Annotated in this window: 20 protein-coding genes; 7 read left to right on the plus strand and 13 right to left on the minus strand. The window is 46.8% G+C overall.

Annotated features, from left to right (window positions below; genetic code table 11):
* Positions 1-5: 5 nt before the first annotated feature.
* Positions 6-833, plus strand: coding sequence for a purine-nucleoside phosphorylase (locus tag IEV16_RS06345; protein WP_188364843.1), 828 nt, complete (start codon positions 6-8; stop codon positions 831-833).
* Between the two features lie 10 nt (positions 834-843).
* On the plus strand, positions 844-1,431 hold the full coding sequence (locus IEV16_RS06350) for an LOG family protein (RefSeq protein ID WP_188364844.1): 588 nt from the start codon (positions 844-846) through the stop codon (positions 1,429-1,431).
* Here the strand turns inward: IEV16_RS06350 and IEV16_RS06355 are convergent.
* From IEV16_RS06355 to IEV16_RS06380, 6 genes are all read right to left on the minus strand, one after another.
* On the minus strand, positions 1,428-2,180 hold the full coding sequence (locus IEV16_RS06355; RefSeq protein WP_229728269.1) for a YggS family pyridoxal phosphate-dependent enzyme: 753 nt from the start codon (positions 2,178-2,180) through the stop codon (positions 1,428-1,430). The genes IEV16_RS06350 and IEV16_RS06355 overlap by 4 nt on opposite strands.
* Positions 2,167-2,526 (minus strand): DUF488 domain-containing protein, encoded by a 360-nt coding sequence (locus IEV16_RS06360; protein ID WP_229728270.1) that lies wholly within the window; start codon positions 2,524-2,526, stop codon positions 2,167-2,169. The genes IEV16_RS06355 and IEV16_RS06360 overlap by 14 nt, the downstream gene beginning before the upstream one ends.
* Before the next feature lie 3 nt (positions 2,527-2,529).
* The gene (locus tag IEV16_RS06365; RefSeq protein ID WP_188364845.1) at positions 2,530-5,328 is read right to left on the minus strand and encodes an aconitate hydratase; all 2,799 of its coding nucleotides are present in this window, start codon (positions 5,326-5,328) and stop codon (positions 2,530-2,532) included.
* 147 nt (positions 5,329-5,475) lie between these two features.
* Positions 5,476-5,892 carry a hypothetical protein gene (locus IEV16_RS06370; RefSeq protein ID WP_188364846.1) on the minus strand — a complete coding sequence of 139 codons (417 nt, stop codon included), beginning with the start codon at positions 5,890-5,892 and terminating at the stop codon, positions 5,476-5,478.
* Positions 5,885-6,364: a DUF4442 domain-containing protein gene (locus IEV16_RS06375; protein ID WP_188364847.1), complete on the minus strand. Its 480-nt coding sequence runs from the start codon at positions 6,362-6,364 to the stop codon at positions 5,885-5,887. The genes IEV16_RS06370 and IEV16_RS06375 overlap by 8 nt, the downstream gene beginning before the upstream one ends.
* Positions 6,365-6,369: 5 nt before the next feature.
* The gene (locus IEV16_RS06380) at positions 6,370-7,614 is read right to left on the minus strand and encodes a DUF819 family protein (RefSeq protein ID WP_229728271.1); all 1,245 of its coding nucleotides are present in this window, start codon (positions 7,612-7,614) and stop codon (positions 6,370-6,372) included.
* A gap of 137 nt (positions 7,615-7,751) precedes the next feature.
* Between IEV16_RS06380 and IEV16_RS06385 the strand changes: the two genes are divergently transcribed.
* The 5 genes from IEV16_RS06385 to IEV16_RS06405 all read left to right on the plus strand — a co-directional run bounded on the left by IEV16_RS06385 (position 7,752) and on the right by IEV16_RS06405 (position 13,312).
* Entirely contained in the window at positions 7,752-8,780 is a 1,029-nt protein-coding gene (locus tag IEV16_RS06385) for an FAD:protein FMN transferase (RefSeq protein ID WP_188364848.1), read from the plus strand.
* Positions 8,781-8,853: 73 nt separating this feature from the next.
* Positions 8,854-9,462: a PepSY-associated TM helix domain-containing protein gene (locus IEV16_RS06390; RefSeq protein WP_229728272.1), complete on the plus strand. Its 609-nt coding sequence runs from the start codon at positions 8,854-8,856 to the stop codon at positions 9,460-9,462.
* 8 nt (positions 9,463-9,470) lie between these two features.
* The gene (locus IEV16_RS06395) at positions 9,471-9,968 is read left to right on the plus strand and encodes a DUF2271 domain-containing protein (RefSeq protein ID WP_229728273.1); all 498 of its coding nucleotides are present in this window, start codon (positions 9,471-9,473) and stop codon (positions 9,966-9,968) included.
* 18 nt (positions 9,969-9,986) lie between these two features.
* Entirely contained in the window at positions 9,987-10,814 is an 828-nt protein-coding gene (locus IEV16_RS06400; protein WP_188364849.1) for a DUF4198 domain-containing protein, read from the plus strand.
* Between the two features lie 263 nt (positions 10,815-11,077).
* On the plus strand, positions 11,078-13,312 hold the full coding sequence (locus IEV16_RS06405) for a TonB-dependent receptor domain-containing protein (RefSeq protein WP_229728274.1): 2,235 nt from the start codon (positions 11,078-11,080) through the stop codon (positions 13,310-13,312).
* Positions 13,313-13,358: 46 nt separating this feature from the next.
* On the opposite strand, the gene trhA is transcribed toward IEV16_RS06405, so the two are convergent.
* The 7 genes from trhA to accC form a co-directional block, all read right to left on the minus strand.
* Positions 13,359-14,018, minus strand: coding sequence for a PAQR family membrane homeostasis protein TrhA (gene trhA / locus IEV16_RS06410; RefSeq protein ID WP_188364851.1), 660 nt, complete (start codon positions 14,016-14,018; stop codon positions 13,359-13,361).
* Positions 14,018-15,295, minus strand: a complete 1,278-nt coding sequence (gene purD / locus IEV16_RS06415; protein WP_188364852.1) for a phosphoribosylamine--glycine ligase — start codon at positions 15,293-15,295, stop codon at positions 14,018-14,020. Before purD ends, trhA begins: the two co-directional genes overlap by 1 nt.
* An 11-nt stretch (positions 15,296-15,306) precedes the next feature.
* Positions 15,307-16,899, minus strand: coding sequence for a bifunctional phosphoribosylaminoimidazolecarboxamide formyltransferase/IMP cyclohydrolase (gene purH, locus IEV16_RS06420; protein WP_188364853.1), 1,593 nt, complete (start codon positions 16,897-16,899; stop codon positions 15,307-15,309).
* 92 nt (positions 16,900-16,991) lie between these two features.
* Entirely contained in the window at positions 16,992-17,228 is a 237-nt protein-coding gene (locus IEV16_RS06425) for a helix-turn-helix domain-containing protein (RefSeq protein ID WP_188364854.1), read from the minus strand.
* Positions 17,225-18,109, minus strand: a complete 885-nt coding sequence (locus IEV16_RS06430) for a zinc-ribbon and DUF3426 domain-containing protein (protein ID WP_188364961.1) — start codon at positions 18,107-18,109, stop codon at positions 17,225-17,227. Before IEV16_RS06430 ends, IEV16_RS06425 begins: the two co-directional genes overlap by 4 nt.
* 67 nt (positions 18,110-18,176) lie before the next feature.
* Complete coding sequence (gene prmA, locus IEV16_RS06435) at positions 18,177-19,055, minus strand: 50S ribosomal protein L11 methyltransferase (protein WP_188364855.1); 879 nt, start codon at positions 19,053-19,055, stop codon at positions 18,177-18,179.
* Between the two features lie 10 nt (positions 19,056-19,065).
* The gene (accC, locus tag IEV16_RS06440; RefSeq protein ID WP_188364856.1) at positions 19,066-20,412 is read right to left on the minus strand and encodes an acetyl-CoA carboxylase biotin carboxylase subunit; all 1,347 of its coding nucleotides are present in this window, start codon (positions 20,410-20,412) and stop codon (positions 19,066-19,068) included.
* Positions 20,413-20,415: the final 3 nt, after the last annotated feature.

Below are 20,415 nucleotides of genomic sequence, written 5' to 3' on the forward strand. Positions count from 1 at the left end.
TCAATATGAGTAAAAAAGATCTACTAACAGAAGAACACCGCGCCGCCGCGCGCATCATTGACGATGCCTGCGGTGACTTACGCCCCAAAGTGGCCTTGATTCTCGGTTCCGGCCTGGGCAAAGTCAGCGAAGCGGTGGACGTTATTGCCCGTTTGAATTACAGCGATTTACCCGGATTCCCGGAGTTGGGAGTCGGTGGGCACAGTGGCACTTTATCGATTGTTACCCTCGATGGTCATCCGTTAATTGTGCTCAATGGTCGATGTCATTATTACGAACAGGCCGATGCCGCCGCCATGGCACCGATTATCGGTGCCTTAAAAGCCGCTGCCATCGAAACCTTAATTATCACCAATGCTGCCGGCTCCTTGTTAAACCAGGTACCCGGATCCATCATGCTGATTAAGGATTATTTGAATTTCACCGGCCAGTCACCTTTATTTGGCTGTCCACACGACCAACGTTTTGTGAATATGGCCAATGCCTACAACGCGGATTTTCGTTATTACCTTAAGCAAATCGCAAAACAACATAACATCACCTTATCTCAAGGCGTCTATGCCTGGATGGCCGGGCCGCAATTTGAAACCCCGGCAGAAATCAAAGCCATCCGTCAACTCGGTGCTGATGCGGTGGGTATGTCCACAGTTCCCGAAACCATCCTGGCACGCTACCACGGCATGAAAGTCGCGGGACTGTCGGTGATTACCAACTACGGTGCCGGTATGGACGACGGTGGCATCAGCCACGACCAGACGCTCAGCTACGCACCCAAAGCCGCCAAAGACATGCTGCAACTCATCGCCGGTTTTTTAGACCATTATTACACTTAAGTTAACAGCCATGTCTAAATACAACATTTCTCACGTCGCGGTTTACTGTGCTTCCAGCCGCGATATTGACCCACATTATTTGACTGCCGCCGATGACCTGGGCGCGCACATGGCCGACCAAAAGTGGACCCTAGTTTACGGAGGCGGCGGTACCGGTCTGATGGGTCAGGTGGCCCGTTCTTTGCAAAAAAATGGCGGCAAAACCCTGGGCATCACCCCCGAGGTTTTAAAAATTGATGCCTTGATCAATGCCCATGATGATGAACAAATCATCACCCGGGATATGCCTTCGAGAAAGAACAAAATGATTGAGTTAGCCGATGCCTTTATCGCTTTACCCGGTGGTTTTGGCACCCTGGAAGAATTATTTGAGGTGATGACATTGAAACAACTGGGCTTTCACAAAAAACCGATTGTGATTGCCAACTTTCATGGCTATTACGACAAACTACTGGATTTCTTTGAGGAACTGTACAAACAAAAATTCACCAAAACCACTTACCGCCAACTGTACCACATTGCCAGTGATGCCGAGACCATTGTGGATTATTTAAACCATTATGTGCCGCCGGATTTGGATACGCATTGGTTTGTTTAACGCTTTGATTCATTCCAGTAATATGAATCGGGATATTGGCGTTTGCCGAAAATGGCGGTGCCGACACGGATGATGGTGGCCCCTTCTTCGATGGCAATCTCCAAATCACCGCTCATACCCATGGACAACTCGTCCATGGCGACACCGGGGATTTTTTGCGCAATAACCTGCTGTTGAATAGCAACCAGGCGCTGAAAACAAGCGCGGACTTTGTCTTTATCATCAGAAAATAAACCGATGGTCATCAGACCTTTGATGTGAATGCGGTCGAATTGACTGATTTTTTTGACCAGTTCAACGGCTTGTTCAGGCTGAATACCGAATTTGCTGTCCTCATAGGAGGTGTTGACCTGCACCAAAATATCGATGTGCTTATGTTCAAATTCCAACCGGTTTTGTAATTTTTTCGCCAGTGACAGACGATCCACTGACTGGATACATTCGGCCCAACGCAGCACATGCTTTATCTTATTGCTTTGCAAATGACCAATAAAATGAATGTCCGGCCGGGGTTCGACCAGTTGCGGACCTTTTTCTTCCAGCTCCTGGACTTTATTTTCTCCCATCAGCGGCTTTTCCATTAATGCCAAAGCTTTTTCAATGCGTGTCACGTCCACGGTCTTGGTGGCCAATAATAAGCGCACTTCATCCCGGTTGCGCTTGGCTTTAACACAAGCCTGTTCAATGCGTTGATTAATGACACGCATGTTTTGGGCAAGGTCATTGTTAACCCGGCTATCCTCGGTCACACAACACCTCTTTTAACACCACCGCCTGATTATGTTCCTCATCTTTCGCACCGTAAAGCAATGTGACCCGTTTTTCTTTGGCGATATTCACCAATTCATCAAGTTTGTCTTCACAGTCTTTAAGCTCTTTTTTGTATTTTTTTGCAAACGCATCAAATTTATCGGCATCATGATCAAACCACTTCCGTAAATCATCGGATGGGGCCAGTTCTTTGCACCAGTCATCCAATCGCGCGTCGTCTTTGCTGATGCCGCGCGGCCAGAGACGATCCACCAAAACCCTATGACCGTCTCTTTTTGCCGCCTCTTGATAAATTCGCTTGGTAACAATATCCATTTGCGCCATGATTTAAGCCTCTTTGAGAAAGTCTCGCAACACGTACTGTAAGATTCCGCCGTGCTGGTAATAGGCGATTTCAATTTCAGAATCCAAACGCGCCACAGCGGTAAAATTCACCTCATCTCCATTATCTTTCACGGCTTTGACGGTCACTTCTTTTTTCGGCGTCAGGCCTTCGGCTATACCGGTGATGGTAAATGTTTCGTGGCCGTCTAAGCCTAAACTGGCGGCATTTTCACCGGCTTTATATTGTAACGGCAAGACCCCCATACCCACCAGGTTACTGCGATGAATGCGCTCATAGCTGTCCACCAAAACCGCTTTAACACCCAACAATGCAGTGCCTTTGGCCGCCCAGTCACGGGATGAACCGCTGCCGTACTCTTTACCACCCAATACCACCAATGGCGTATTATCTTCGCGGTATTTTTGTGCTGCGTCAAACACCGTCATTTCTTCACCGGTGGGCAAATATCGGGTGTAACCGCCTTCTCTGTCCACCAATTCGTTTTTAATGCGCACGTTGGCAAAGGTACCACGCACCATCACTTCATCATTGCCGCGACGGGAGCCGTAAGAATTAAAGTCAGCGGGATCCACACCTTTGCTGATCAGGTACTGACCGGCCGACGAATCTTCTGAAAATGAACCGGCCGGTGAAATGTGGTCGGTGGAGGTGCTATCACCCAGTTTCAACAGGGCCCGGGCGCCCTCAATGTTATGCAATGCCGGCGGATGTTCTGAGATGTCTTTGAAAAAAGGAATTTCTTGCACATAGGTGGAGTCATCTTCCCATTTGTATAAGGCGCCTTCGGCCACCGGTAATTGCTGCCAGATTTCATTACCTTCAAAAATCTCTCCGTAGTTTTTGGCAAAATCATCCGGGGTCAGAACTTCAGCCATAATGGCATTGATTTCATCATCACTGGGCCAGATGTCTTTTAAATAAACCGGTTCGCCATTTTTATCGAAACTTATGGGTTCTTTCTCCATATCAATGTCTATCCGACCGGCAATCGCAAAAGCCACCACCAGCATCGGTGACATCAGAAAGTTCATTTTTACCAAGGGATGAATACGGGCTTCGAAATTACGGTTACCCGAGAGTACCGAAGTTGCCACCATATCATATTGTTTCACCGCCTGTTCCACTTTGGGCAATAACGGTCCGGAGTTACCGATACAGGAAGTACAACCATAACCCACCAGATGAAATTGCAGGGCTTCAAAATCCCGCATCAAATCCGCTTTAATCAGATAATCTGTGACCACTTTGGAACCCGGTGCCAGGGAGGTTTTCACCCACGGTTTCACGTCGATACCGCGCCGTCTGGCATTACGTGCCACCAAACCGGCACCAATCATCACAAACGGATTGGAGGTGTTGGTACAGGATGTAATCGCCGCAATCGCGATGGAACCGTCTGAAAACTTATACTTCACCCGGTCTTGTTCAATCCAGACACTTTTTAAGCCGTTTTCGGTTTTTTTACCGTGGAGCTTATTTTGCAGATTGCTGGTGTCATGCATTTCCACAGGTTGCGCACCACCTTCTTCCTGAAAACGTTGTTTCATGTCCTGAATGGTTTCACGATCATCCTGTTCAATATAAGACCGGCCAAAACCGCCATGCAATAGTTCACCAAATTTTGACTTAATGTTTTCAAGCAGGATTTTCTGTTGCGGTAATTTCGGACCCGCCACCGTGGGTTTAATTTGACTGACATCCAGTTCCAGCACGGTTGAATAGTTGATGGCATCCTCATTTTGGCGCCACAACATATTTTCTTTACAATAGGCTTCCACCCGTTTAATTTGTTCTTCCGAGCGGTTACTGGTGCGCATATACTCAAGGGTTTTGTCGTCAATCGGGAAATAGGTGATGGTACAACCGAATTCCGGCGACATATTACCCAGGGTGGCACGATCGGGTACCGATAGCTTGTCCAAACCATCGCCAAAGACTTCCACAAACTTACCCACCACACCATGTTTGCGCAATAACTCAGCCACCGATAACACCAAATCCGTGGCGGTGGAACCAAGCGGCAGTTCGCCGGTGAGTTTTAAGCCCACCACTTGCGGCATAATCATATAAATCGGCTGACCTAAGATGGCGGCTTCGGCTTCAATACCACCGACACCCCAGGCCACCACGCCAATACCATTCACCATCGGTGTATGACTGTCCGTACCGACCAAGGTATCGGGAAATAACTGACCGTCACGGGCAATCACACCTTGTGAAAGGTATTCCAAATTCACCTGATGGCAAATACCCATGCCCGGTGGCACCACCGAAAAGTTGGTAAAGGCTTTTTGCGCCCATTTGAGTAATTGATAGCGCTCTTTATTGCGCTCATATTCCTTTTCCATGTTACGCTGGTAAGCATCTTCGGTACCAAAGTAGTCAATTTGTACCGAGTGATCTATCACCAGGTCCACCGGAATCAATGGGTTGATTAAATCCACATTGCGACCTTTTCGCGCCACTTCCGAACGAATGGCAGCAATATCCACCACCGCCGGAACCCCGGTAAAATCCTGCATCAATACCCGCGCCGGCTTAAACGGAATGTCATCATCTGAACCTGTGGGCTGCCAATTCAATAAGATGTCAATATGTTCTTTGGTGACCCCGAACCCATCATAATTTCGCACCGCGTTTTCCAAAAGAATGCGGATGGAAAACGGTAATTTTTCGATGGCATGGCCTTGTTCCTGTAATGCCTTGAGACTGAAGTAGTCATAGCTTTTATTATTCACTTGAAGGGTTTTTTTGACGCCGAACGGATCTTGATTTGCCATGATGAGCTCCTTAAATAATGGGTGAAAAAGAAATCATGAGCTGCCTGAACAACCCTGATTTCTTATCAATTTTATTTAAATTGTTATACCTGAAATACATCTGTTTTTCAAGTTTTGCGGCCGATTGAAACGTCTCAATAGCTTTTATCAGAAGATTAAAACCAACAACAATATAAGGGAAAAAATAATTAAAAACCATTTATAAATACTGCGTTTGTCCGGGATATTGTGTTGATAACTTTTTTGTTCGGCCAAAAAACGCTGCATCAAAATATCACTGTCCTGTGTGTTCGAATTTAATGATGTTGCTGTTTGACTGGTTGTAGAATCGATGTCTTTTACCCGTTTCAGTGCTTGTCTGGATTGTCGAGCTTGATCTTGAAGGGTTTCAGATTTTTGCCTGCGGCTCGAATCAACATACTCAGCGGCTTTCATCGCTTCCAGCACTTCAATTAGACGCTTTCTTTGCGGCCAGGGAATTTTTTTTAATGCGGCCGGATCATCGCTATCAAGACGATACGTCTTATCACCAATACGAACTAAAATGTCCTCTTTTTCAGGCATTCTTCTTTTTTCGTATATACAAAGTTTTATCCACTTCAGCCACTGTCTCACCGGATTCATCGGTGATGGTTAAATGGTAAACCGGCAAATCCTTATCACCGCCGGCTGTGGCCTGTATAATGCGACCGATTTCATCATCACTGATTGTCATGGTGGCTGATACCTTACCTTTTCCCGGTTTGACAAAATTAATCGCAGCAGCCTTATCCCAAACAACATAATCAGGGCCCAATATCCGCATCAGCATCAGCATATAATGCGGATCCACCATGGCATAGAGTGAGCCGCCAAAATGGGTGCCGACGGCATTGCTGTTATACCAGTGCTGTTTCATACTGACTGTGACACTTTGCCAGTTATCCGCGATATGTTCCACCCGAATGCCGGCACCGAAATACGGGCCATACCAGTTCATCAGGCGTTTCATTTTTACAGGAGTGTCGGCTTTTTTGAGGCGCTTTAATAACCGCATATCGCTCAGCTCGCCAGGTATTGCAGAATAATACCGGTTAACATGGCTGCGGATGTGCCAATCACATAACCAAACACTGCCAGCAACACGCCCACCGGTGCCAGGGCCACATGAAAGGCTGACGCCACCACCGGGGCTGAAGCCGCCCCGCCCACATTGGCTTGGGAACCCACCGCCAGGAAAAACACCGGCGCTTTAATCAGTTTACCCACCAACAGGAGCAAACCGGCATGAATGGAAATCCACACCCCGCCAATCACAAACAAAAACGGTTTAATCTGAGTCACATCCATTTTCAGACCGATGGTGGCCACCAGAATATAAATAAACACGGATCCCACCGCCGAAGCGCCGGCGCCTTCAAAATTGCGGGCTTTGGTAAACGACATCCCGACCCCGCCTGCGGTGGCAATAATCACCAACCAGAAAAAAGTCGAATCGAGGTTCATTTCAGCCAACACCGGAAAAGCCGAGCCAATGGCAGGGCCAAGCCAGTTGGCAATCGCATGAGCCAGACCTGTGACACCAAAGGCAATGGCGGCAATCAACATCAAATCATCCATTTTGACCGGCCTGAGGTTTTGTTCGTGGAAGGTCTCCATTTTTAATTTAATGCGTTCAATGGCAGACACATCGGCGCCAGTGCGGGCATCAATTTTGGCCGAACGGGCCGCCATCAGTAACAGAATCGACATCCATATATTGGCCCACACCACGTCAATGGCGACCATTTGGGTAAAAGCAGGCCCCGATACGTCCCACACTTCCATCATCGCTGCCTGATTGGCCCCACCACCAATCCAGGAACCGGCCAGCGTGGTCATACCGCGCCAGATATCTTCCGCTCCGGATCCTGCAAAGGCTTCCGGGAATAACCAGCGTGTAACAATAAAGGCCACCGGACCACCGATCACAATACCCAATGTTCCGGTTAAAAACATTATCCCGGCTTTTGGTCCCAGTCGAATAATGCCTTTTAAATCCACACTGAGGGTCAATAGCACCAGCGCCGCAGGCAACAAATACCGTGAAGCCATGTAATAAAGATTAGAATCTGCAGCATTGATAAGACCAAAAGTGGTCAGAAAAGAAGGCAGCAAATAGCACAGCAACAAAGCCGGAATATAGGTGTAGAACTTTTCCCAAAACGGGTGTTTGCTCTGTTTGGTATAAAAAATCGCCCCTAAAATCAGGGACAGAACCCCAAATAAGACGGCATCACTTTCTATAAAATAGCGCTGTTGTTCCACGATTTTCCCTTTATTTTAAATTGAGCGCTTTAGTGTAACAAAAAACCTGACAACTGAATAAAAATTTCAAAACCATTATTGAGTTAATATGCCTGACAACTGCCTTACTCAGAACCCAGATACGGTATAATTTGCCGATGATTAAGAAACTAACATTGCCACTTATTGTGCTGTTTTTATGTGCTTGTTTTCAGCCACAATATAACAATTATCAGCGCCAAATTTTCGTGTTTGGCACCTTAGTTAACATCAATATCTGGCACCACAATGCCAATCAAGCAGAACAAGCCATTAATGACATTGATGATTTATTTAAAAACATGCACCATCAGTGGCACGCTTGGAAACCAGGGCGACTACACGACATCAACAATGCCTTACGCGCCGGCAATGCCATCCAATTAACGCCTGATGAAGCGACTTTTATCCAGCAAGTCATGTCCCTCGCTAAGCAATCAAATCATCACTTTAACCCGGCCATCGGTGAGCTGATTAATTTATGGGGGTTTCATACCGACGATTACCCCATCACCACCCCACCACCATCCCCTGAAAGCATCAAAGAGTTAGCTGAACAACAGCTTACCGTCGACCATCTGCAATTAAATAATTTAACCTTAAGCAGCACCAACCGCCACATCTGGCTAGATTTTGGCGGCATAGCTAAAGGCTTAGCTGTTGATCAGGCGATTGCCATTATTCGCGGCCATGGTATTGATAATGCCATTGTTAATGCCGGTGGAGATTTACGTAGCATCGGCAGCAAAGGTGACCGCGCTTGGCGCATCGGTATTCAATCACCTAAAAACCAGTCGATGTTAGCCGAAATTCAAATCAACCAAGATGAATCCGTATTTACCTCTGGCAACTATCAACGTTATAAAGCCTTTGACGGCAAACGCTATGCCCATATTATTGATGGCCGCAGCGGCTTGCCGGTTCAAGGCATTATTTCAGCCACCGTTATCGCCGAAGATGGTGTCACAGCTGATGCCGCAGCCACAGCCTTAATTGTCGCCGGCAACGAAAACTGGCAACAAGTAGCCAACACTTTGCAGCTTAATAAAATCTTATTAATCAACAAGCAAAACCAATGCTTAGCGACAAAAGATATGTACCAGCGCTTAAAAAACCTAACCAGCCCCTGTCAAATTATCAGCTTATAAAGTCCTAAAATAGGACTTGAATAATCATCTGCAAATGATTATGATTCGCGTTCGCCTATAATCAGACGCTCATTTGAACCGCGCCATAAAAAAACAATTCCGCAAACAAATGCACACTTGGCACTGGATTTCCTCTGCGATTTCCCTAATATGCATGATGCTATTTGCTATCACAGGTATCACCTTAAACCATCCCGATTGGTTTGAAAGCGATCCAAAAGAAGTGTATTTAGAAGCACAACTACCCGGCTCTTTACTAGCCCCACTTGCACGACAACAAACCGGGCCATTACCAAATGTTATAGAACAATGGCTCGACCAACAGCTCAATCATGAACTGGCAATGACCAAGATAACGCCAGAATGGAGTACCTATGAAATCTATTTTCAACAACCCATTCCTGGCGGTGATCGCTGGCTGTCGATTAATTTAGATGATGGTTTAGTCACTTATAGCAGCACTGACCGTGGTTGGGTAGCCTGGCTAAATGACCTACACAAGGGTCGCAATACTCACTGGCTATGGATCCTATTTTTAGATATCTTCTCAGTGGCAGTATTGGTATTTTGCCTAACTGGTTTACTGCTGTTACAAATACATTCAAAAAATCGGCCTTCAACCTGGTATATCACGGCCGGAGGTCTTCTCCTGCCCGTTCTAATCATTTTATTTTTCTTGTAAATCTTATTATGAAAAAATTCATCAGCATTACCTTAATCGCTTGGTCCATGTTAGCAACAAGCCAAGTATCAGAGTTTTCCATTAACATTGATATTCCTAAAATTAATGTTTCTGAATACCACGCACCTTATATTGCCACTTGGATTGAAAATGACCAAGGTAAAACTGTTATTGCCACCAGCTTGTGGTATGACCAACAAGAAAAATGGTTAAAGGATATTCGTCAATGGTGGCGCCGTACCGGTCGCAATCAAAGCCCCCCTTATGATGGCGTTACCGGCGCCACCCGACGTCCCGGTATGCATAAACTGGTTTTACAAGCGGCAGAAATTGAACAACAGCTACTAGCCGGAAATTACAAACTAATGATTGAGGCGTCTCGCGAAGTGGGTGGACGTGAAGTTTTATCACTGCCTTTTACCTGGCCGGTCAAAACCACTCTCACTGTCTCAGCCCAGGGCGAGCATGAGCTGGGCAAAGTCACCTTAACTATTTCAAACCCTTAACATCATCGGAGCTATTCAATGACACGACTTCAAATAAAAACCTTATCACTTATTATTCTATTCGGCTTTCACTTACCAGCCGACGCCCATAAACGCTGGATCTTTCCCGGCCAATTTACCTTATCTGAAACACAATGGGTCAGCTTTGATGCCAGTGTATCCAATAATATTTTTTTTGCCGATCGACCCTGGCCTTTAGCCGCGGTTCAAGCCTTTGATCCGGAAGGTCAAGTTATCGATATCGAAAACAAATTAGAAGGCCATAGACGGAGCGTTTTTGATGTTCATCTGCAACAAAAAGGCACATATAAAATTAATCATAAGTCGCAAAACTATATGGCATTTTACGAGATAGAAGAGGACGGTGAAAAGCAACGTAAACGTGAAAGAGGCCAAACGTTGGATGAACTCAAAAGTAAAATACCTGCTGATGCGATTGCACCAAGCTATTCATTTAACAACAGCCGATTAGAAACCTATGTCACAGTGGGCGCCCCCACTGACCAGGTTTTTTCTCTCGATGGCAATGGCATCGAATTTAAACCAGTTACCCACCCGAACGACCTATATGCGGGTGAAACAGCCACTTTTCAGTTTTATCTGGACGGAAAACCAGCTTCAGACATTGAAGTTTCCTTAGTTTGGTCCGGAACCCGCTATCGCAATCAAGAACAGGCACAAACCTACACAACTGACAAACAAGGCAACATCATGGTTGAATTAAGCCAAAGTGGGCCTTTTTTAATTGAAATTGAACACCGCATTAAGTTACCAGAAAATGATATGTCAGGATTACAATCTAAATCAAATAGTTTTTTTGGCAGCTTTGAAGTTTTACCTCAGTAAATTCTTTTAGAGAAAATTATTTAACAACCATCCTAAACTTGGGGTGGTTGTTTTTTCTCCACATATAATAAAATCGATTGATTTAATCGAAACATACTTAAATAAGTGAAATTCACTATTGTATTTGATAACCATTATCATTAAGATTCGCATCTTTAACAATAAACAAAGAATTTTTCATGCGATACCTGCCTATACTAACCTTAGTAGCAACAACATTAACGAGCCCAGTGATTTACGCTGACGATGATCAAGCTGAACACATGGATACCATTGTGGTTACGGCCAGTGGCTATGAACAGAAGTTAATCGACGCACCGGCCAGTGTTACGGTTGTTACACGCGAAGAGCTTCAACAAAAGCCGTTCACCAGCTTAGCTGATGCCTTACGTGACATTGAAGGCATTGATATCGGCAGCGGACAAGATAAAACCGGTAATATCAGCATCACCATGCGTGGCCTGCCCAGTGACTATACTTTAGTACTTATTAACGGTATACGACAAAGTGATGTCGGTGACATTGGCCCCAACAACTTTGGCAATAACCAATTTATGTATATGCCACCATTGGAAGCCGTTGACCGCATTGAAGTGGTTCGTGGCCCTATGTCAACGTTATACGGTGCAGACGCCATCGGTGGCGTCATCAATATTATCACCCGTAAAAACTTAGAGTCCATTACGGGTGGCATCACAGCCAGTTATGGTGTTCAAGAGGACAATCAATATGGCGATGATGGTAAATTTGATGTGTTTTTAACCGGCCCCACAGGTATTGAAAATCTTAGCTTTTCACTTAGAGCCGGCATTTATGACCGTGAAAACTCTGAGCCGGGTTACAGCCAGGCATTGCCATTACCCGATGGCAGCACTTGGTATGATGACGGTAGTTTTGGCGACAAAAAAATTGTTGCTGCCACCAACTGGAACAGTGGGTTTGCGCTTAACTATCAATTAAATGAAGTCCATGAATTATCCTTCGACTACGATATTTCAAAACAAAAATACAATAATACAGAAGGTCAATCAGGCACCTTAGACAGTCCGCTTAGTCTTTGGCGGCTTCGGGGTGATGTTGTTAATCCTCGGGTTGGTTACGCACCTTATTTAAGGTTCGAGCGTGAACAATCTGTATTAGCCCATGTCGCAAATTTCGAATCAGGTACATGGACCACCCAATTGACAAAAAGCAGAAGCGAAAACTTGGGGCGATCTCTGCCTTTAACCGTTGAGGAACGATTACAAGTCCAAGCCATTTGGGACCAAGCTGTCATCGATCAAGGCACATCCACACCCGAGTTGACAGATGACATTTATGCCCAACTAGATAATCAATTTCTACCAAGACCTCAACGTAATTTGAAGCTGGACAATACCCTCTTAAATAGTCGCTATGAGTCCAGTTGGAATAATCACTATTTCATTGTCGGCGGACAATATTTTGATGCCGATATGGAAGATGGGTCTTTCGGTTTTTATGGTACCGGATTTAATCCTGGCACCATTCAAAACCATCGTCAGTGGGCCTTATTTGCAGAAGACAGTTGGGATTTTTCAGCGGCCAATACCTTAACTTATGGTGCACGATATGATCACCATAATATATTTGGTAGTCAAGTCAGTCCAAGACTCTATCTAAATACAAACACGGAAAGTGCTTGGACATTCAAAGGCGGCATCAGTACCGGCTATAAAACTCCTGAACCGAATCAATTATATCCTGGCATTGTAGGATTTGGCGGGCAAGGAACTATTCCATTTGTCGGCACCCCAAGCCTACAACCTGAAACAAGCATAAATTATGAAATCGCTGCCTACTACAAAGGAGATGGTATTTTCAGTGGTAATGCCACGGTCTTTTATAATGATTTCAAAGATAAAATAATACGCCAAGATAATCTACCAAACTGTGAGACAGTCGGCACCGATACTGCTTGTGTTGATGTCGGGCCGGGTTGGTCGGATTTGGGCATAACTAGTTTCAGTCAAAGTGCCAATGTTGACGAATCAAGAACCCAAGGCATAGAATTGGACACGCGATTCCAGTTTAATGATCGTTGGTCTTTAAAAGCCAACTACACCTATACAGACAGTGAAGTGTTAAGTGGTAGCGACCAAGGTTTACCACTTGTTAATACGCCCGAACATATGTTTAATGCCACCTTAAACTGGCGTTGGAGTGATTTGTTGAGCTTAGCCTTAGTCAGCGAAGTACGAAGTAAACGTTTTAGAGGGGTCGCCAATATATCAGGACCACAAGGCCCCGAAGCCAAAACTTTATACTACAAAGACTACCAATTATTCCACTTAGCGGCCACCTATGCGCTAAGCTCATCACTCAGTGTAACTGCACGAATTAATAATTTATTGGATGATGACTTGTCAGGCAGAACATGTTTGCTGGCGGCCAGTGAACTTGAATATGAGTGCACCAGCGATTACAACACCACGCAAAAAGCTCGCAATTTGTGGGTCTCATTAAGTTACCAATTTTAAAGTCTATTGGGGTTGCCTATATTGCATAAGTAACCCCATTTTATAATCAGTGAATGATGTACCCATAAACCACCATAAAATGACTAAAACTACCGAACAAGACGAAGAAATGGAAAATGGCGTGGTTATAAGGAATGACTTTGATGGCGTATAATATAGCGCCCACCGTGTAAGAAATACCACCGGCTATCAGCCAGTAAATACCGGCTTCAGGTAATGCCGCTGCCAAGGGTTTAATGGCGAACATAATCAACCATCCCATGGCCACATACATTAACGTTGAGACCACGGTAAAGCGGCCGGTAAAAAACAACTTGAGAATAATTCCGACGAAGGCAATCCCCCAGGTCACACCGAACAAAGTCCAACCCAATGAGCCGCGTAAGGTGGTGAGCATAAACGGCGTATAGGTGCCGGCAATCAGAATATAAATGGCGGCATGGTCCACCACCCGCCAGCGGATACGGCGCGCGGGTGTTTGGGTCATGTGATAAATGGTTGAAGCAGCGTAAAGCAGCATCAAACTGATACCAAACACCGCAAAACTCACCACATGCCAAAGGGTTCCCAAAGTCAATGCCCGCATCAGTAACAACACCAAACCCACACTGCTCAGTAACAGACCCAGGGCATGGCTGCCAATATTGAGCCGTTCTTCGCAGCGGGGGTAGAATTTAACGTTGGGTGCTGCCGGATTCAGTGGCATCAATCTAACAGCGCCCGATGGCCGATGTCTGAGCGGTAATAAACACCATCCCAGGAAATCGCTTTGACGGCGGCATAGGCATTTTGTTGTGCCTGATTCAAATCGTCACCCAACGCACAAACACACAAAACCCGTCCACCTGAAGTCACCAGCTGGCCATCTTTGACATCGGTGCCGGCATGGAATACTTTGGTATCCGGTTGATTAATCGGCAACCCCTTAATAACTGCACCTTTGGCATACCTGTGCGGATAACCGCCGGCCGCCATCACCACACCCAAAGCCGGTCGCTTGTCCCATTGGATTTGATATTGTGACAATTCACCGTTCACAGCCGCCAGGCATAATTGATCCAAATCACTTTTCAGGCGCATCATTATCGGCTGGGTTTCGGGATCACCGAGGCGTACATTGAACTCCAGCACTTTAATTTCACCGTCTTGAATCATGACACCGGCGTATAAAAATCCGACAAAAGCTTCGGTTTCAGCGATGCCTTTTAAGGTCGGCTTAATCACTTGCTCGATGATTTTCTGCTCAATCTCAGGGCTTACCACCGGTGCCGGTGTGTAAGCGCCCATACCGCCTGTGTTGGGCCCTTGATCACCGTCATCACGGGTCTTGTGGTCCTGAGAGGTGACCAGTGGAATAAAGGTTTTACCGTCACTGATGACCATATAGGACGCTTCTTCGCCCTGTAAAAAATCTTCTACCACAATGCAGTGTCCGGCTTCACCGAAGGTATTACCGCTGAGCATGTCCGTGGCCACCACTTCGGCCTGTGTGCGGTCACCAACAACCACAACACCTTTTCCGGCCGCCAGCCCATCAGCTTTAATCACCTGTGGGTAGTCACAATTTTGCAGATAAGCCAGCGCTTTATCTAAATCATGAAAAGTGGCATAAGCGGCGGTGGGTATATTGTGTTCCTGCATGAAGCGTTTACTGAAGGCCTTTGAACCTTCCAACCGGGCGGCTGCGGCTTTAGGGCCAAAGCAGGCAATACCGGCTTCACTGAGCGCATCCACCAGACCGGCCACCAGGGGCTGTTCAGGACCGACCACCACCAGATCCACGGCCTGCAAACGACAAAAATTAATCACCGCATTAAAGTCCGCAGTGTCAATCACCACATTGTGCAACTTTTTTTCTTCAGCGGTACCGGCATTACCGGGCGCCACCAGTACACTTTCAACTGTGCTCGATTGAGCCATGCGCCAGGCAATGGCGTGTTCGCGCCCGCCTGATCCGATGACAAGAATTGTTTTTTTCGTCATTACAAAAACCTTTAGTGATTAAAATGTCGCATATCTGTGAACACCATGGCCATGTTGTGCTCATTGGCCGCGGCGATGGTTTCGGGATCTTTTTTGGAACCACCGGGTTGAATAATGGCGGTGATACCCACCTGAGCGGCGGCATCAATGCCGTCACGAAACGGGAAAAAAGCATCCGAAGCCATCACCGAACCGGCCACTTTTAAATCCGCATCTTCGGCTTTCATGTTGGCAATACGTGCGGACACCACACGGCTCATCTGACCGGCACCGATACCGATGGTCTGCCCGTCTTTGGCATACACGATGGCATTGGATTTTACCCACTTAGCCACTTTCCAGGCAAAGGCCAGATCTCGCAACTCTTCTTCTGTGGGCGTTCGTTTGGTCACCACCTTAACCGCTTTCATGTCGATCATGGCAATATCGGCATCTTGTACCAACAGACCACCGCTTACCCGTTTAAAGTTCTGCCAGGGTTTGGGTTTTTCAGGCAAATCACCGCTGCACAAAATCCGCATGCGTTTTTTCTGCGCAAAAACCGCCAAGGCTTCGGGTGTGATTTTCGGGGCAATCAACACTTCGGCAAACTGCTTGGATAAAATAAGCTCCGCAGTTTTCTCGGTCACCGTATCATTAAAAGCCAGTACACCGCCAAAAGCCGACGTCGGATCGGTGGCATAAGCTTTTAAATAAGCCAGTTCAATGTCCGACTCCACCGCCACGCCACAGGGGTTGGCGTGTTTAACAATCACACAAGCCGGCTCCGGTCCGATCTCTTTGAGACAGGATAAAGCGGCATCGGCGTCATTGATATTGTTATAAGACAGGGCAATACCCTGAACCTGCCAGGTGGCACCTATACTGCCGGCCGGTGGGTTTTTGTCAATATAAAAAGCCGCCTGTTGGTGGGGGTTTTCACCATAACGCAGTTCGCTGCGGTGAATAAACTGCTGCGACAAATATTCGGGAAAATCCAGTTCTTCCGGGGTGCCGCTTTTGGCTGTCAGGTAATTGGCAATTAAGCCGTCATAACGCGCGGTCAGGGCAAATGCTTTTCCGGCCAGGTTAAATCGGGTGTCATCTGAAATCCCTTTGTAGGTTTTATTTTCCTCTAAAACCATTTCATAATCATCAGGATCAACCACCACTGTTACCCGTTTGTGGTTTTTGGCAGCCGCCCGAATCATCGCCGGACCGCCGATATCAATGTTTTCAATCACTTCTGCCAGGGTCACATCAGGCTTTTGAGTGGTGGCCTCAAAGGGATATAAATTCACCACCAATAAATCGATGGTCTTGATACCGTGTGCCTCCATCACTTCACTGTCATTGTCATCCTCATTAAGACGCCCAAGCAAACCGCCATGGACTTTGGGGTGCAGGGTTTTGATGCGGCCATCCATCATTTCAGGAAATCCGGTGTAATCACTGATGTCCGTCACTGTTATGCCCGCTTCTTTTAAGACCCGGGCGGTTCCGCCGGTGGACAGGATTTCGACCCCGGCCCGCACCAGGCCCTTGGCCAAATACTCAACACGGTTTTTGTCGGTAACACTGATAAGGGCACGTCTGATGGGAATGCGGCGATTGTCTTGATGCATAGAAGTATGTGACTCAGAAAAATCAATGGGGCGGTATTATAACGCTTTTAAGCCCTCGATTCGCGGGGTGATATGAAAAATTTAAACCTGCACTACTTGATTTTTAAATTTCTCATTTTTGTTCGCAGTGTGGTGCGGGTGATGCCGAGCGTGGCCGCGGTTTTAGAACGGTTGCCTTTATGCCATTCAAGTACCGCTTTTATCATGCCACGCTCAGTTTCGGCCAGCACCAGTTCATACAAACCATCGGTGTCATGTCCGCTTAAAGATTCAAGGTATTCACATACTGCTTTGTATGTACAGTGTTTCTGGCTGTGGTGATCGTTCATGGCTGACTAAACCCGATTTCAAAAGCCACCGCCTGTTCACCCGGGTTCTGAATTTCCAGCGTAACCGGCACCAATGTGTTGTGAATAAAACCCGCTTTTAAAATGTTTTTGGACAAATACTCTTCAGCCTTAAACCGACGCATGGCAACCACCTGACCCTCAAGATCTGACAAACGGATCGACAAAGCCGGGAAGCGCTTATCATCGGCTTCGGTGTTGATCATGGTGGCTGAAATAATCAGGGCATGATCCCGGCCCGGATGGCTGCGGATGTTGCGCGACACCAAAGACATGGCATTCAGGTCTATAGGACGGTTTTGCCGGGCACAAGTCAGTGATTCGCAAATTTTATCCGCCCATTGACTTTCAGGTAACCGTAAACGGCCATTGGCCAGCGCCTGCTGCGCCTGCCAAATCAACACCACCAGCAACACCACGCTCATTATAACCCACCATTTTTGACCGGATGATCTATGGTTGACGGCATTGTGATAGGGAAGGTCTGCTTTTAAGGGTGGGTCATCGTCATCTAAAAATGAAAAACTGTCGCCATCAAGGCTTTCATCTGACGGCTCATCAGGCCGGTCGGGAACAATACCGCCGGATTCGGCTGTTTCCATGTCAGCGTCAGGTTCAGTTTCAGACTCATCATCCACTAACGCGGCATCACTGTGGAAACTGCGGGTCAGCAAAGGCGGGGCATGACCGTCATCATGCAACAATAAATCTTCACCATCCAGTGGCTGTTCAGAAGTCAGGGTTTGCAGCGCATCAAACACGGTGCCACAAACATGGCAACGCACTTGTCCGCGTGCCAGTGTCAAATGTTCTGCGTCAATGATAAATACTTCGCCACATCCTCGACATTGTGTATAAAGCATTAAGTGTTACCTGTGATTTTTTTGAAAAAAACGAAAGCTGCTGCGGTTGATCAAAAGCCTAAGGGCTTTATTTTTGCGGCAACCGGGCGCTTATCCGCACCCAATCATCCAAGTTTTGACATTCAATGTCAATAAAACTTTGCGCATATTCATCGCACAGGGTCTGTTGTTGCTCTGCGAGAATACCACTGAGGACGATGTGACCGCCGGGTTTAAGCATTTTTTCAAATGCCGGCCGCAATTGTTTTAAAGGGGCCGCCAGTATATTCGCAAAAACCCCATCCACCTGCGTAATTCTATCTAATTGCTCAGGAGCCACAATTTCAATACCTTTAAACACCTTATTTTTTTGGGCATTTTGCCGGGTGGCTTCAATGGCCTGCTCATCAATGTCCACACAAATCACTTTTTCAGCGCCGTGCAGTAAAGCCATGATGGCTAAAATCCCTGAACCACAGCCAAAATCCACCCACACTTGTCCGGCCGGCGGATGGTGATCAATCCACTCAAGGCACAATGCAGTGGTGGCATGTGTACCGGTTCCAAAAGCCAACCCAGGATCCAAATACACATTCACCGCTTGCGGATCTTTCACCGCAAAGCCTTCAGGAATAACCCAGCTGTTGCGGCCGAATCGCATGGGTTTAAAGTGGTCCATCCACATCCGTTCCCACACCGCATCTTTTAGTTGGGTTTGAATAATTTCTACCAGCGGCAACTGTTGCTGCAAAAAACAGCGGGCTTGTCTGAGTTTTGTTTCATCATCAAACAAAGCAATCAGTTTGACCTGCGGCCATACAGGGGTCTCCCCCGGTAAGGGCTCATAAATAGGTGGCTGGTTATCATTACTCAGGGTGATGCCAACAGCGCCCCTGTCAATCAATAAAGGTTCAACCGTTGCCGCCTGTTCTGCCGTAACCGGCATGGTTAATTCGTAAAACGGCATCGACTTGGGCCTATTTGTCCTTATTCAGTTGTTTCTCAAGGTAATGAATATTCTGACCGCCTTTAACAAAACCCTGGTCCTGCATAATGCGCTGTTGCAACGGGATGTTGGTGTTGATCCCTGACACAACTGTTTCCGCCAGCGCCAGCCGCATACGTCTGATGGCGGTGATGCGGTCTTCGCCGTAAGTCATGATTTTACCAATCATAGAATCGTAATTCGGAGGCACCCGATAGCCGTCATACATGTGAGAATCGACCCGCACACCGGGGCCGCCGGGGGCATGAAATATATCAATCACACCCGGTGAGGGCATAAAGGTTTTGGGGTCTTCGGCATTAATCCTGCATTCAATGGCATGGCCTTTAAATTCAATGTCTTCTTGCCTAATTGACAACGGCTCACCACTGGCAATCAAAATTTGTTGTTTGATTAAATCAACCCCGGTAATGAGCTCAGTCACCGGATGTTCCACCTGAATACGGGTGTTCATTTCAATGAAGTAGAATTCACCGTCATCATATAAAAACTCAAAGGTACCGGCACCTTCGTATTGAATGCGTTTACAAGCCTCAACACAAACAGCACCAATTTTTGCCCGTTGCTCTTCTGTAATGCCCGGCGCCGGGGCTTCTTCAACCACTTTCTGATGGCGACGCTGCATGGAACAATCCCGTTCACCAAGGTGTATGGCATGACCGTGGTTGTCGGACAACACCTGAATTTCCACATGGCGGGGGTTTTCGAGGAATTTTTCCATATACACGGTGCCATCTCCAAAAGCGGCTTTGGCTTCAGTCTTGGTGGTTAAAATGGCATTGTTTAAGGCCGCTTCGGTGTAAACCACCCGCATCCCGCGTCCACCGCCACCGGCAGCGGCTTTGATAATCACCGGATAACCGATTTTTTTGGCCATTTGAAGGTTGGTGTTAACGTCTTCTCCAAGCGGACCATCGGAACCAGGAACGCAAGGCACACCGGCTTTTTTCATGGCCTCAATGGCAGCCACTTTGTCACCCATTAACCGGATGGTTTCAGCCCGCGGGCCAATAAATTTAAAACCCGACTCGGCGATACATTCAGCGAACTCGGCATTTTCAGCTAAGAAACCATAACCGGGATGAATCGCTTCAGCATCGGTGACTTCCGCTGCGGCAATGATTTTAGGAATATCAAGATAAGATTCCACTGCCGGCGGAGGACCAATACACACCGATTCATCGGCCATTCCGACGTGTTTCTGGTTTCGGTCCACGGTGGAATGAACTGCCACCGTTTTGATGCCCATGGTTTGGCAGGCGCGCAAAATACGTAATGCGATTTCACCGCGATTTGCAATCACAATTTTACTGAACATGCT

Source organism: Marinicella pacifica (assembly GCF_014636635.1).
In the GTDB taxonomy this organism is placed as follows: domain Bacteria; phylum Pseudomonadota; class Gammaproteobacteria; order Xanthomonadales; family Marinicellaceae; genus Marinicella; species Marinicella pacifica.